The organism is Candidatus Thalassolituus haligoni (assembly GCF_041222825.1).
Classification (GTDB): domain Bacteria; phylum Pseudomonadota; class Gammaproteobacteria; order Pseudomonadales; family Oceanobacteraceae; genus Oceanobacter; species Oceanobacter antarcticus.
On record NZ_CP139482.1, the window covers coordinates 3,854,141 to 3,867,984 of the forward strand.

The window sequence follows — 13,844 nt, forward strand, 5'->3', positions numbered from 1 at the left end:
CCGTACGCGGCCTGCATCAGCCCTTGGTTTTGGGGAACAGACCACTGGGCTTGAATGCCAGGATCAGGATAAACACCAGATGGCCAAACCAGATGCCCCAGCCGGGATCAAAATAAAAGCCGATTTGCTGGGCCAGACCGAGCGTCATGGCACCGAGAAACGTGCCCCAGAACGAGCCCATGCCGCCGATAATCACCGACTCAAAGGCAAACAACAGCAGCGACGGGCCATCAGTGGGTGCCACCGTGGTACGCATGCTCTGGAACAGACCAGCCAGCGCCACTAGCGAAAACGCAATCGCTGTCGCCATCGAATACACCTTGGCACTGCTAAGCCCCATCAGCTCGGCAATGTCACGGTCGTCCGATACCGCCCGGAAGGCCCGGCCAATCGCGGTGTGGGCAAACAACCACTGCAAACCAAAGGTACAGCCGATGGCGCAACCCAAAATAATCAATGGCAACACACCCACCACGGTATCGTTGCCAAGGCTGATACCCAGCGTATTCAGGCCACCACTGTCGAGTGATTGCGGGTTGGCGGAAAAGATTTCCTGCAGCAGATTCTGGGCAATGATCGACAACCCAAAGGTGATCACCAGCGACGGCAAGGGATCCTTGCTGATGGTTTTATTGAGTACGAAATACTGAAAGGCATAACCGCTCACTAGCGCGCAAGGCACCAGAAACAGAATCAGTAAAAACGGATTGATATCCACTACCGACGCAATGGCAATGCCGATAAAACCGGAGATCACAATCTGATCACCGTGGGCAATATTGGTAAGACGCATGACACCGAACATCAGTGACAACCCGAGTGCAAACAGGCTGTACAAACCGCCCAGTAGTACGCCGTGAATGATGACTTCTAACATAATCAGATACCGAAATAGGCCTCAGTGATTTGGTCGCGGGTCAAGGTGTCGCTGCGACCTTCCAGTGCCACCCGCCCTTCCTGAAAACAGTACAGCCGCTGCGCGCATTCCCGCGCCAGCATCACATCCTGTTCCACCACCACCACGGTCATGCCATCGGCGATAATCGATGGCAGGGCGTCGTAAATTTCACGAATCACAATGGGTGCCAGACCCAGCGAGATTTCGTCACACAGCAAGATGTCGGGGTTGCTCATCAGTGCGCGGCCAATCGCGACCTGTTGCTGCTGGCCGCCCGATAAAGAGGTCGACGGGTTATTCCGCTTCTCTTGCAGAATCGGAAACAGCCGGTAAATTTCAGCCAGGCTCCACTTACCCTTACGCTTGGCAAAGGCACCCATTAACAGGTTTTCTTCCACCGTCATACTGGCAAACAAGCGCCGACCTTCCGGCACCATGGCAATGCCCTGTTTCACGATGTCACCCGGTGCAATCCCGCCAATGGCGTTGCCACGTAAAGACACCGACTCCGGTGCCACCTTTACCAGCCCGGTGAGGGACTTCATAAAAGTACTTTTACCCGCACCGTTGGCACCCAGAATGCCGACCACCTCGCCTTCAGACAGCGAGAAATTGACATCAAACAATACCTGCGCATCACCATAAAAAGCGTTCAGCCCGGTGACATTGATCACGCTATTCGTTACCGCCTTGGTCATGCGTCGATCCCCATATAAACCCGTCGGACTTCAGGGTCGTTCATTACCTCTTGCGGCTTGCCTTCGGCCAGTTTTTTACCGAAATCGATCACCAGCAAACGATCCGCAATCGACAGCAGTGCATGCACCACGTGTTCAATCCAGATCATGGTGGTGCCCTGCGCCTTGATGCGTTTCAGTTCGTCCACCAACTCTCGGGCTTCGTGTTCGGTCAGCCCTCCGGCAATCTCGTCCAGCAGTAGCAAGCGCGGCCGGGTGGATAACGCCCGCGCCAGCTCCAACCGCTTGCGATTAAGCAAGGTCAGGCTGCCCGCAGGCTGATTGGCGTAGGCACGCAAATCCGTCGATTCCAGCACCTCTTCGGCAATCAGCCAGGCTTCCTTTTCCGTCACCTGGGCACCAAAACAGGCGGCGGTGACCAGGTTCTCAAACACCGACATATTGCCGAAAGGATGAGGCACCTGATAACTGCGTCCGATACCCGTACGGCAACGCTGATGAGGTTTCAGCCTGGTGATATCAGTACCGTTGAAATACACGGCTCCCTGATCCAGCGCAGCATCCCCGGAGATCAGATTAAACAAGGTGGTTTTGCCCGCGCCGTTTGGCCCGAGAATCCCCAGCGTTTCGCCCTCTGCGACATCAAACGATACGTTCCGCGTGACCTGCAAAGCACCGTAGCTCTTGCAGGCTTGCTCAACTTTCAACAACATGTCAGTTACTCATTGCGTTAGAACGGGAAGACCGTTTTGATCCAGAGGGTGCTGCCCTCGGCGCGGTTTTTCACCTGGGTTTCTTGCTGGTATTTGAAGGTTGCGAACCAGCCAGTTCCCGAGTCATAACGCACGGATGGGCCAACCGCGAGTGCCTTGCCACGGTTGTCTGCCACGGTATCGCCATCCTGAGTGTCGTCGGTGACTTGCTGGTAAATATAACCACCAATACCGGCGACCCAGCGATCGCCAAGACCCCAACCAAGGGCATAGTCGAAGATCAGTTCTTGACCGTCCTGGTAGGATGTGGCGCTGTTTTCCAGGTTATAGGTCCACATCGCCTTGAGGTCATAGTTGAAACCATGAGGGTTCATATTACTCACCCCCAATACCGGCTGGATGGCCCAATGGTTACGACCAGGATTCGCAATATCGCCCTTTTTGTAACTACCGGTTGGCACAATCACATCAATGGCGAACAGCGAATGTAATGCCTGACTGTGGTGCCAGCCAAAGGCCAGACCGACCGTCGCATCTCCCAGCCCGGATTTGCTCTGCTCCACACCGTCAGTGACATGAACATCCAGATCCACCAGTGGTAAAATCCCGTGCAAGGCAACCGATGCGCCTTGCCACTGTTTGTCTGTCACATAGATAAAACGCGGCACAATGGCATTGGCAGTCACCTTGAAATCATCCGGTGTGACTGTATCGCCGTTATTGTCGACCGCCTTGTCAGCACTGTAATGCTGTGCCCACACAATGCCGTACATGCCAGGAGGTGGCACGGCACAACAGGTATAGTTCTCCGCGCCCACTGGATAACTGGAACCGCCGCCTTCCGTCGCCATGGCAGAATTCGCAGCCAGTGCTGCAGCCAGAGTGCATAGAATCAACCGGGTATTGATCATCATCTTCTCCGTTCTTATTGTTATATCGTTGTTTTGCTTGCGTACTTCGGGAGTTGCTCTCACGAATACTTGATCGGCAGTAATTCGGCTTGCAGCGGAATCATCGGTGCCTGGCTGTTCTCAACCACCACCAGTTCCAGCTTGTTCGCACGTTTTTGCCATTGGCCGCTGACCAGCGGTGTTTTGCTGATATTGGGCACCGGCCCCTTGCGGAAATTAATATTGCCGACGATGGTGTCCAGATCCGTACTCTTGATGGCGTCGCGGATAGCTTCCGGATCCTTGCCACCCGCCCGCTTCAACACATCAATCGCGACTTCAAACAACGAATGTTTCAGACCCAGAGGCATCGTCCAGGGGACGCCGGTTGCGGCGGTATAGCTGGCCACCAGCTCAGCGGCAGACTGACCGGTCAGGGTCGACTGGAACGGATAAGCCGGACTCCACATCAGCTCCACCGTCAACCCTTCGGCCCGATCACCAAAGGCACGAATGGCTTGCGGAAACTCCGTCGCCTTGGCCACCGTAACAATCTTTGGCTGGAAGCCCTGTTGACCGGCCTGATTCCAGAAGTTGGCAAAATCTGGTGGTGGCACCACGCCAGTTACAATCTGCACATCGCGCTTGCGGAATTCAGAAATAAACGAAGAAAAATCATTGATCGGCGACTGGAAACGGCCACGATCCACCACCTGGAAACCCTTCTGCTTCAGCACCGGAGGAAAGCCCCGCTGATCATCGCCCCAGGCGTTGCCATCCTCATCGTTGGGCCACAGCGCACCAATGGTTTTACTGGTAGGAATCTGCTCCCATAAATTGGAATAGGAGCCGATAACGTCTTCCAGGCCCCAGAAAAAGTGATAGGTCCAGTCAAAACCGACCGCCGGATTACCCTTGCGACCAAAGAAATAAGGCTGCCACGGAGCATCATTAGTGATACAGGGAACACCGTTGACCTCACATTGATCCGCCACTGGGTTGGTCGTCGCCGGAGTCGAGGAAGCCACCACCAAATCAACCCGGTCACGCAGAATCAGCTCCGATGTGACATTACCGGCCTGGTTGGCACTGGACTGGCTGTCCTTATAAATAATCTCGACGCTGTATTTTTTACCGCCCGACATAATGCCGTTTTTGGTCAGCTCACGAAGTTGTTGCAGCACAAACATATCCGGCTCGGCAAAGGCCGCCAACGGCCCGGTCTGTGGACTGACATAACCAATTTTAAAAGTATTGTTTCGCCCGGCCTGAACCAGGGGGACGCCACCGGTAGCCAATACCGCCGACGAAGCCAGCAATGATGTTTTGATAAACGAGCGGCGATTCTTGTCGACCATTTAGCCTACCTCTTACTTATTATTGTTAGGATCGTATGGGTTCAGACACTGCAGCCAGCACCTGAATGCCGACATATTTCACCAACGGTCCGCTAGCCGTCCAATATTGAATTCATCTCAAACTATACTCATAGGGTATAATTTGAGGTTTCATCAAAAAGGCCAGGAACGGGCCGATATGACATGGCGAGCCAGACCGCTTTGTGCAAGTATCAGGACGCTGATAAATACAAGAAGAATAAGATGTCCAAACAATCCCTGACCCTGCCAGACAACTCAGACTTGTTGTCGCAGATACGTTTTGACCCCAAGGAAGGTAAAATCTGGCTGAGCGAAAACCGCATGCTGCTGATTCATTCCGCAGTAATGGGGCTATTACGCAAAGAGCTGATTACCACTCTGGGCAAAGACAGAACCCGTGCCTTCCTGATGCGATTTGGCTACCACTCCGGCTGGATGGATGCCGAACTGGTGTCCCGTATTCGCCCAGACCTGTCTACCAAAGATGCCTACTTTGTTGGCCCGCAGCTGCACAGCATCAAGGGCATGGTTAAAGTGACGCCAGTTGAACTCGACTTCGACGTCGAATCTGGCCACTTTTCCTGCACCATGGACTGGTTCGACTCCTACGAAGCCGAAGTACACATCAAGCAATTTGGCCTCTCCGACGACCCCGTCTGCTGGACATTGCTGGGCTATGCCAGCGGCTTCACCACCTTTTACATGCAGCAAAAAATCGTTTTCAAGGAAACCCTGTGCAAAGCCTGCGGTGATGCCCACTGCCGCATTGTGGGTAAACCCGTCGATGAATGGGAAGACCACATGGAACTGGAAAACATGCTGCTGCCTGACCCTGTCGCCGATGAGCTGTTTGCCTTGCGCCAGCAGCTCTCCCATTTACGGGAAGTAACCGATTCACCCCATCACCACAGTGACCGCATTACCGGCTCCGTCGGCCAGTCACCGGCCTTCCTCGACGCCCTGACGTTGTTGAAAAAAGCCGCTGAAAGTAAAGCCACCGTTCTGCTACAAGGAGAAACAGGAGTCGGCAAGGAAGTGATGGCACGAGAATTACACAACAGCTCGCCGCGCCAGAGCGCTCCGTTTGTCGCCGTCAACTGCGCCTGCATTCCCCACGAACTGATCGAAGCTGAGCTGTTTGGTGTCAACAAAGGGGCTTATACCGGTGCCCACGAAACCCGCCAGGGCAAATTCGAACGCGCTGGCGGCGGCACCATATTCCTTGATGAAGTGATCGAGCTATCACCCAAGGCTCAGGCCGCACTCTTACGGGTGTTACAGGAAGGGGAAATGGAACGGGTCGGTGGCACCCACTCCATTGCCATCGATGTACGGGTCGTTGCCGCCAGCAATGAAAATCTCAAGAGTGCTGTCGATAACGGCAAATTTCGCGCAGATCTGTTCTACCGGCTCAACGTTTTCACTGTCGAAATTCCGCCACTGCGACAACGCAAGGAAGACATTCCGCTGTTTGTTGAACACTTCATTCGCAAATACAACGGCCTTTACAACAAAAATGCCCTGGGGGTTTCCGACCTTGCCATGCAAACCCTTCTGCATTACGACTGGCCCGGCAATATCCGCGAACTGGAAAACATGATCGAGCGCGGGGTGATCCTGACTGACAACAATCACCAGATCGATGCCAAGAGCTTTCCTGCCAGCCTGACCCGGCCAGACCAACACCAGGACACTAACAGCGGCCTGACCGATGGCGGCTATATTGGCCAACCGGGACAAACCAATATCGATTATCAACAACTGCTCAGTAGCGAATTTGACCTGCGCCGCCACGAAGAAGGCATCATCAACGCCGCACTGAAAAAAACCGCAGGAAATATAAGCCAGGCCGCCCGGCTACTGGGGCTCACCCGGTCGCAATTGAACTACCGGCTGAAGAGCCGCTAGCTCCTGGCCGGAGATATGGGTGGTTCAAGGTTACAGCCAGCAAGGATGACCCCAAGCAGCAGAAAAGCAGGCAGCCAACGAGAGGGCTACCGAGGATCGAGCGTTCAGGCGCTGGCCAGCTCCTGAAAAGATTTTGTTAAACGGCGGATAACAGAACCAAACAATACCGCTGCCAGCATCATACAGACCATGGCCTTGGGAGAGCCATCCGACAACGCACTGACCACACCACCAGCGATACCACCACTGGCAAAGCCCAACGCACCGACCAGCGCTGTCGCCGTTCCAGCCAGATGGGGGAAATACTCGGTAATCGATGACGTCGCATTGGCGACCACAAACCCATGGCTGCCAATGTAGAGCATCAGCATCAGCGTCAGTGGCCATACCGACAGCTCGTCAAACAGGAAAATATAGCCCACCATCAATATCCCCATGGCGATCTGGATCTTCTGGCCGATACTGATCAGCACGGGAGGACTGTAGCGCTTCAGCAAATGCAGGTTCACCTTGCTCATCGCCAGCATGGTTAAGACAATGCAGCCGAACACCAGAGGATAGACCGTATCACTGAGGCCAAAATGGCCCATAAAAATACCCGGAGACGACGTCACAAACGACAGCATCCCGGCATAAGCAGCACAAGTTGAGGCGACAAATCCCCATATGCGACGGTCACTCAATACCTGCCAGTAATTACGTAACGGATTACCGCCCGTACGTACCTTGCGTGTTTCTGGCAGGCGAAAATAAAACAGTGCAATCAGCAACAGTGCATAGATCAGCAAAAAGCCGAAGACCGAGTGCCAGCCCAGCATTTTCAGGATTAGCATACCCAGTAACGGCGCGACCAGCGGTGCGATCATCATCACCTGAATCACCCGTATCATTGCCCCTGCCCCTTCACGGCCACTGGCCAGATCGCGAATAATCGCGGTACTGTTGACCACCGCCAAACCGCCACCCAGTGCCTGAACCACCCGAAAAGCCAGCATCACATCAAGCGACTGCGCCAGAATAATACCCAGCGAACCGACCGCAAAAATACTCAGCCCGATCAACACCATGCGGCGACGGCCATAACGATCCGACAGCGGCCCGCCCAGCAGCTGCCCCAGACTGAAGCCCATCAGGAAGACACTGACCGACAGCTCGACCTCATGCAGCGAGTTACCGTAATCACTGGCAATAGCAGGAACGGCAGATAAATAAATATCCGTTCCCAATGGCGTAAGCGCGGTTAATGCCGACAGCATTAACAAGAAGCCTGGAGTCAGGCGAACAGCCACAGAAGACATAATTCTCCGGAAATATAAAAAGCCGCAAAACGCCAGTACAAACACAATCTGGCGCTGTGGAAACCTGGGTTAAGCATCGAATACCCGCCTGGCAATCAGGACACCAGACCATCAACTACGATCCAGTATATGGCGATCATAATCTGGTAATCGCAGCACACAGCGCACAATGTGCCATTCAAAAAACGGGATGACTGATCAAACGACTGGCGCCAAACAGGAAGAACACAACCGGTGTTGTATTGGTAGTGTCGCCAGCGACCATACAGTATGAAGCACCGCGCCATCAATAGATGCTGCCGGTATGAATTGATCCGTTAGTGGCAACAATATATCGAACACCGTGCCATTTTTGCTATTGGTTCAGCGAATAGCAGTTCTGCCTGATACCGGATTGGCCAATCCATCGGCTGCAACGTTTCCAGCAGGCGTAGGAAGTACCAGAAATGCTGAAAAACCGTATTTTCCGCCCTTCTTGGCCCGGCAACAACAACCTGTGAATAAACTGTGAGTAAAACTTCACGTAATTGTCATGTCCCCATCGCGCTTGTACCGACGTCTTCTTCAGTGAATCGCTTGTTCTGCCTGTTGTTTTCAGCGGTGCAGATCGGCCCTGATCCTTGCTCTATTTTGTTCACCTGGAAGCCTATTTTATGACCTCTGAATTCTTCGGCGCCAAGCGCAGCACCTTGTACACTGCGGTACTGGCAGCAACCGCTCTGCTACTCAGCGCCTGTGGCAGTGACGATAATAACAACGACACGGTACAAGACACTCCAGACATCGAGACCAGCACCCTGCTGGTGTCTAAACCAGCCATCCCGACCGGATTGGGTTACGAACAATACGTTGCTGAGCCATCAGTCGAGTACCCGCTGCCAGCGGTTGATAATCTGGCGTTGAATGAAGGAGATGGCCGTTTCTTCCGCGATGAAAACCCGATTCTTACGGTGCTAAGCAGCATCAACAAAATCTGGCAAGGCACCACGGAACAATGGCAGACCACGGCGGGTAATTACACCGATGATGCCAACGGTTACAAGGCCGGTGATGGCCCTAATCCGCACGCTGCCGCCAACGGTCAGCCCAGCGATTATGTTGAGGCTGGCACCGAGATCGTCGATGCTGCTTCCTGGGCCGCCAACATCCAGTACGTGATCGACGTGACGGCAGCCCGCACGGAAGATCAGGCCCTGTTTGCGTTTCTGGATGACATCCGCAGCAAAACCTACAGCACTATTGATGGCTTTGGCCCACTGACGGAAGACTACGCCGCCAACTCTGGCGCTTACGCCAGCTTCGAGCCCATCCTGCTCACCGACGTGACCGAAAACAATCGCTACGCGCAACCAAACAACGACAGTTACAGCACCTATGGTGGTCAAACAGATTCAACCCTGGGTGACATGGTGCAATTGGCAAAACGTTTCCGTGATTCACACGCATCGACCAGTGGCCCGAAATACATCTTTGGAACACCGCGCCCATGGCGCATGACCGACACCGGCAACATTGACTTCAAAGGAGTCGAAAGCCTGACCTGTATTGACGGTGCCAGTGAGACCCGCGAAGAAAAAGAATACCGTATAGACTCTTACACCAGCAGCGTGAATGTCCTGCCCGGTCTGTTTTGCGGTCGTCGGGCGCATTCATCCAGCAAGGAAACGGAACTGCTTTACACCGCCACGACGGAAAACCGCCGTAAAGACAACGGTTACCCAAGCGGCCACGCCAACGCCGGCATTCTGGCTTCTCTCGCCTATGCCTATGCCTTGCCAGAGCGTTTTGCCGAGCACGTAGCCCGTGGTTCAGACCTGGGAGAAAACCGAATTATTGCCGGTATGCACTCACCAGTCGATGTCATTGGTGGTCGTATGCAGGCCCTGATGGTCGCCACCTACGCGCTCAACACCCAACCGGCCGAGGCCGCAGCGGCACGACAACAAGCGCTGGAATATTTTGGTGGCAAAGCGGCGGCGGCCGGTATGAGTCTGTATGACTACGCCCACCAGACCGTGACAGACACCGGCAGCAGCAAAAATGCAGACGGCACACTCAACGTTAACGTATTCAACAACAATCGCTTCGATGACCACGCCGCAATCAAGGCTGATTACCTGGCGCGCATGACCTACGGCTTACCGCAAAACGGCACCCTGGGTTTGGCTGCTATTGTGCCAAAAGGGGCGGAAGCTTTGCTGAAAACCCGTCAGCCTTATCTGTCCGATGAACAGCGCCGGGCCGTACTGGCCACCACAGAAGTGGAATCCGGTTATCCGCTGCTGGATGACTCCAACGGCTGGGGACGGATTAACCTGATCGCTGCGGGCGATGGCTATGGCGCATTTAACGGTGACGTCAACGTCTATATGGATGCCGGCAAAGGCGGCTTCAATGCTCAGGACGAATGGCGTAATAACATCAGCGGTGCTGGCAAGCTGACCAAAAATGGCACCGGCCAGTTGACTCTGACAGGCAACAACCACTACAGCGGTGGCACCGTGATTGAAGGTGGTGTACTGGCAGCCGCATCGGCAACCGCTTTCGGTAGCGGTGATGTTTACATCAATGGCGGTGCGGCGCTGGTGAACGCCGATGGCGCGGTGGCCGTCGCAAACCTGACGCTTGAAAACACCGCCACACTGGCCATCAACATGGATACAGACAGCACTCAAGTAGCGGCTTCCGGCACGGCGTATGTTGCGGGTGCCGCTCTGGAACTGACGTTTGCATCAACCCCCGCATCCGGTACGACCTTTACCCTGATTCAGGCCGATAACATGGGGGGTGAATTCGCCAGTGTTTACGCTGGCGAAGTGGCTATCACACTTGAGTACACCGACACCTCGATTGTCGCTACCGTCGAATAACCCGTCCGACCCGTCAGCGGAGCCGGTGCCCCGGTTCAGCTGACGGTAAAAGGGCAGTTCCTCTCTCAGCTGCCCTTTTACCAGCCACCTCGCAGTACCGTGACGAATCCTTCAACTCACTATCAAACGGCCTGTGCTTCCAAGCCAGGATTGCGAACGGCTGCGTCACGTAAACCACAACCACAACCACAACCACAACCAATCCATAAGCCCCACCCACCATTGGAGACACTGAAATGACTGACCTGAAACACATCGTTCGCCACCTCGCTGCGCTGGTGCCACTTTGCTTGCTGCATACCCCTGTCCAGGCCGACGCCGGAACCTTCAGCACCCTGACCTACAACGTCGCCGGTCTGCTGGAAGTCTTTTCCAGCGCAGACTCCGACCGGCAGGCCGCCACCGAGCAGATCAGCTGCTACGTCAACGAATTTGACATCGTCAACGTCCAGGAAGATTTCAACTACCACGCGGCGTTGTACGACACCTGTGACGACCACGCCTATCGCTCTGCCACCACCGGAGGTATGGGAGTCGGTAGCGGTCTTAACAGCATGAGCCGTTTTGCATACACCGACTGGGATCGGGTCAGCTGGGATGCCTGCAATGGCGTCGACTGCCTGACCCCCAAAGGCTTTACCCTGGCACGCACCCGACTGGCAGAAGGTGTGTACGTCGACATCTACAATCTGCATACCCAGGCACAAACAGAAGAGGCCGACCTGATCGCTCGCCGCGCCGATATGCTGCAACTGATCAACTATATCGAAACCCACTCCGCCGCTAACGCCGTGATCGTCATGGGTGATACCAATACCCGCTACACTCGCAGTGGCGACAATATGTGGGAGTTTCTCAATCGTGGTTTTAGCGATGCCTGGGTCGACCTGATACGCTCCGGCGATATGCCCGAAGCCGGTATCGACGCGCTGGTCTGTGATCCGAAAATCACCAGTGCCGACTGTGAAATCGTCGACAAGATCGTCTATCGCGGCAATGCCTTTATCCACCTGGACGCCACTCTGTATGATGTGCGTCAGGATGACCTGACCTACGACGGCCTGAAGCTGGCCGATCACCCGCCGGTACAGACCAACTTCAGCTGGAGCACCGCCAGCAACCTGCAAATGTCCGATTTTTGGGGTGGCCCGCATGGCAGCGGATTTAACGACGTGGCGGTATTACCAGCCAATCCGGTTGTCAGCAGGGTGACGTTGCGTGCCGGTTCCCGCATCGACAATATTGGCCTGAGCTTATCTCAAGGCAATGTACTGTCGCACGGTGGTAACGGTGGCAGCGAATCCTCCCTGACCCTGAACAGCGGTGAATATCTCACGGCGCTGAAGGTCTGCTCCGGCCAGAAAAACGACCAGACCCGCATCTTTTACGCGCGTTTCACCACCAGCCAGAACCGTACGCTGACGGGCGGCAGCAGCACATCCAGCTGCACCACCTTCAACGCCCCCGCAGGTTGGCAGATTGTCGGCTTCAAGGGCCGGGCCGGTGACGAACTGGATAAAATCGGAGTGATTTATGCGCCGCAATAATTGCCCGGTAGCGAGTGGGCGTTGTTGATTTGACTTACCGGCAGGAGGTGCCTTGGGGCTGGTGTTTATCACACCGGTCAGCGGCAAGCCACCTCCTGCCACAACAATGCAATTGACGCAGGGAGGCCCTTGGGGCCGATGTTTTACCCGGTTTATTGCCCTTCCATGAACCGGTATTGCCCTTCCCAGTCGCGATAGTTAAACACTTGTCCTGCGGTGCGAACTCGCGCCAACTCAGCCAGATCCAGATCGGCATAACACCAGCCGGGTTGATTCAGCGGCAATTGCGCCACAATGCCGTCGTCAGGAAAGCCGTAATCCACGGGGGCAAAAACACCGGCCGCACCGCAGTTGCTATCGATGGCTGGCGACCAGGCAGCGCTGCCAACGGTAGGCGACTGCACCACAAAACACTGATTTTCCAGCGCCCGTGCCCGACAGCCCAGTTGTACGCGGTGATAACCCGCGAGCGTATCGGTACAGGAAGGCACCAGAATAAGATCCGCACCTTGCGCCACCTGCTGACGAGCTAGCAGTGGAAACTCGCTGTCGTAACAGATATTCACCGCCAGACGGCCAAACGGGGTATCAAAAACGCGTAAAGCGTCACCAGCGGAAATCCCCCACTGCTCATGTTCAAAGCGGGTCATTTGCAGTTTGTCTTGCCAATGTACCTCGCCGGAGGGATAGCACAGGTAACAGCGGTTAACGTATTGCTCCCAGCCCGCCACCGTGGCTAATCCGACCGGAAACGTGCCTGCGGCGATCAACACCTGATGCTGTTTCGCCAGACGGACAAACTCCGCCACAAAAGCCACCCGCAGACTCTGCAGCTCGACCAGCTGCTGGCTCAGCGACTGATACACAGCGGGTGTAAACAGCGACGTCAACTCCATGGCAAAATATTCCGGCAACAGCAAAATCTGCGCTCCGTTATTGGCTGCCTGCTGCACCAGGCCTGAGACCTTGTGTTGCCAGGCACTGAAGCTGTCCAGAAAACCGACCTCATAGGCCGCCGAGGCAATGCGTAATGTACTCACAGTGTTTTTACCCAGAACATCATTGGATGAGCAGTTGCAGCCGTCTGATCAATATCCTGCCAGTCATAATGAGCAACCAGATCCGGTCGCGGGGAATAGCCAAAATGCTGCCAGACAGCATCCAGTGGTTGGTAACCAACAGGCTTCAGGGGATGGTTGACGGGCCGGACCACTGCACAAAAGCAGAGCGATTCAAACCCAGCCAGGGTACGCACATAACGTTCGCGGCCAGCAAAAAAACCGCGATAAATACCCTGACCACGATATTCCGGCAGCAACACGGATTCACCACAATAAAACAACGTCGCGGTATCAATGCCCGCCAACTCAAACGGCTGGCGAAACGCCTCGCTTTCATGAGTCATCGGAATGCCGGTAGAGGCACCGACAATGCGCTGCCCTGATGGCAGGCTGTCATCCATGGCCAATACGGCCATGGCCTGGCCAGAGCCTGTATAGGTTTGCAGGTACTGCTGCTCGTAGGCGGCAGAACCCTGGTAAAGATAGGGATATTCCCGAAATACGCGGATACGTAACCGCGCCAGGTCATCAATATAGGCTTGCAACTCAACGCCGCTAACGGGCATCAGAGAAACCGACATA

At 54.8% G+C, this 13,844-nt stretch carries 11 protein-coding genes; 3 read left to right on the forward strand and 8 right to left on the reverse strand.

Annotation, left to right across the window (positions count from 1 at the left end):
- Positions 1–16: 16 nt before the first annotated feature.
- Genes SOJ49_RS17415 through SOJ49_RS17435 form a run of 5 tightly spaced genes read right to left on the reverse strand, consistent with a single transcriptional unit; the run spans position 17 to position 4,557 of the window.
- Entirely contained in the window at positions 17–877 is an 861-nt protein-coding gene (locus SOJ49_RS17415; protein WP_369855750.1) for a branched-chain amino acid ABC transporter permease, read from the reverse strand.
- A 2-nt stretch (positions 878–879) separates the two neighbouring features.
- Positions 880–1,596 (reverse strand): ABC transporter ATP-binding protein, encoded by a 717-nt coding sequence (locus tag SOJ49_RS17420; RefSeq protein WP_369855751.1) that lies wholly within the window; start codon positions 1,594–1,596, stop codon positions 880–882.
- Positions 1,593–2,309 carry an ABC transporter ATP-binding protein gene (locus tag SOJ49_RS17425; protein ID WP_369855752.1) on the reverse strand — a complete coding sequence of 239 codons (717 nt, stop codon included), beginning with the start codon at positions 2,307–2,309 and terminating at the stop codon, positions 1,593–1,595. The genes SOJ49_RS17420 and SOJ49_RS17425 overlap by 4 nt, the downstream gene beginning before the upstream one ends.
- Positions 2,310–2,326: 17 nt before the next feature.
- Positions 2,327–3,223: a transporter gene (locus tag SOJ49_RS17430; RefSeq protein ID WP_369855753.1), complete on the reverse strand. Its 897-nt coding sequence runs from the start codon at positions 3,221–3,223 to the stop codon at positions 2,327–2,329.
- Between the two features lie 56 nt (positions 3,224–3,279).
- On the reverse strand, positions 3,280–4,557 hold the full coding sequence (locus SOJ49_RS17435) for an ABC transporter substrate-binding protein (protein WP_369855754.1): 1,278 nt from the start codon (positions 4,555–4,557) through the stop codon (positions 3,280–3,282).
- A 243-nt stretch (positions 4,558–4,800) separates the two neighbouring features.
- Between SOJ49_RS17435 and SOJ49_RS17440 the strand changes: the two genes are divergently transcribed.
- Positions 4,801–6,486, forward strand: coding sequence for a sigma 54-interacting transcriptional regulator (locus tag SOJ49_RS17440; protein WP_369855755.1), 1,686 nt, complete (start codon positions 4,801–4,803; stop codon positions 6,484–6,486).
- Between the two features lie 104 nt (positions 6,487–6,590).
- Here SOJ49_RS17440 and SOJ49_RS17445 read toward each other — a convergent pair whose 3' ends face one another.
- Entirely contained in the window at positions 6,591–7,784 is a 1,194-nt protein-coding gene (locus tag SOJ49_RS17445) for a multidrug effflux MFS transporter (RefSeq protein ID WP_369855756.1), read from the reverse strand.
- A gap of 653 nt (positions 7,785–8,437) precedes the next feature.
- Here SOJ49_RS17445 and SOJ49_RS17450 point away from each other — a divergent pair.
- Positions 8,438–10,654, forward strand: a complete 2,217-nt coding sequence (locus tag SOJ49_RS17450) for an autotransporter-associated beta strand repeat-containing protein (protein WP_369855757.1) — start codon at positions 8,438–8,440, stop codon at positions 10,652–10,654.
- Between the two features lie 236 nt (positions 10,655–10,890).
- The gene (locus SOJ49_RS17455) at positions 10,891–12,201 is read left to right on the forward strand and encodes a jacalin-like lectin (protein WP_369855758.1); all 1,311 of its coding nucleotides are present in this window, start codon (positions 10,891–10,893) and stop codon (positions 12,199–12,201) included.
- Between the two features lie 152 nt (positions 12,202–12,353).
- Here SOJ49_RS17455 and SOJ49_RS17460 read toward each other — a convergent pair whose 3' ends face one another.
- Together SOJ49_RS17460 and SOJ49_RS17465 are read right to left on the reverse strand one after the other, a co-directional pair.
- On the reverse strand, positions 12,354–13,241 hold the full coding sequence (locus SOJ49_RS17460) for a carbon-nitrogen hydrolase family protein (protein WP_369855759.1): 888 nt from the start codon (positions 13,239–13,241) through the stop codon (positions 12,354–12,356).
- Complete coding sequence (locus tag SOJ49_RS17465; protein ID WP_369855760.1) at positions 13,238–13,843, reverse strand: GNAT family N-acetyltransferase; 606 nt, start codon at positions 13,841–13,843, stop codon at positions 13,238–13,240. Before SOJ49_RS17465 ends, SOJ49_RS17460 begins: the two co-directional genes overlap by 4 nt.
- Between the last annotated feature and the right edge of the window lies 1 nt (position 13,844).

Bases quoted from the DNA above. Each gene is read 5' to 3' on its own strand.
- SOJ49_RS17465 (WP_369855760.1), bottom strand. From the start codon at position 13,843: ATGTCGGTTTCTCTGATGCCCGTTAGCGGCGTTGAGTTGCAAGCCTAT.
- SOJ49_RS17440 (WP_369855755.1), top strand. From the start codon at position 4,801: ATGTCCAAACAATCCCTGACCCTGCCAGACAACTCAGACTTGTTGTCG.
- SOJ49_RS17450 (WP_369855757.1), top strand. From the start codon at position 8,438: ATGACCTCTGAATTCTTCGGCGCCAAGCGCAGCACCTTGTACACTGCG.
- SOJ49_RS17425 (WP_369855752.1), bottom strand. From the start codon at position 2,309: ATGTTGTTGAAAGTTGAGCAAGCCTGCAAGAGCTACGGTGCTTTGCAG.
- SOJ49_RS17430 (WP_369855753.1), bottom strand. From the start codon at position 3,223: ATGATGATCAATACCCGGTTGATTCTATGCACTCTGGCTGCAGCACTG.
- SOJ49_RS17445 (WP_369855756.1), bottom strand. From the start codon at position 7,784: ATGTCTTCTGTGGCTGTTCGCCTGACTCCAGGCTTCTTGTTAATGCTG.
- SOJ49_RS17455 (WP_369855758.1), top strand. From the start codon at position 10,891: ATGACTGACCTGAAACACATCGTTCGCCACCTCGCTGCGCTGGTGCCA.
- SOJ49_RS17435 (WP_369855754.1), bottom strand. From the start codon at position 4,557: ATGGTCGACAAGAATCGCCGCTCGTTTATCAAAACATCATTGCTGGCT.
- SOJ49_RS17420 (WP_369855751.1), bottom strand. From the start codon at position 1,596: ATGACCAAGGCGGTAACGAATAGCGTGATCAATGTCACCGGGCTGAAC.
- SOJ49_RS17415 (WP_369855750.1), bottom strand. From the start codon at position 877: ATGTTAGAAGTCATCATTCACGGCGTACTACTGGGCGGTTTGTACAGC.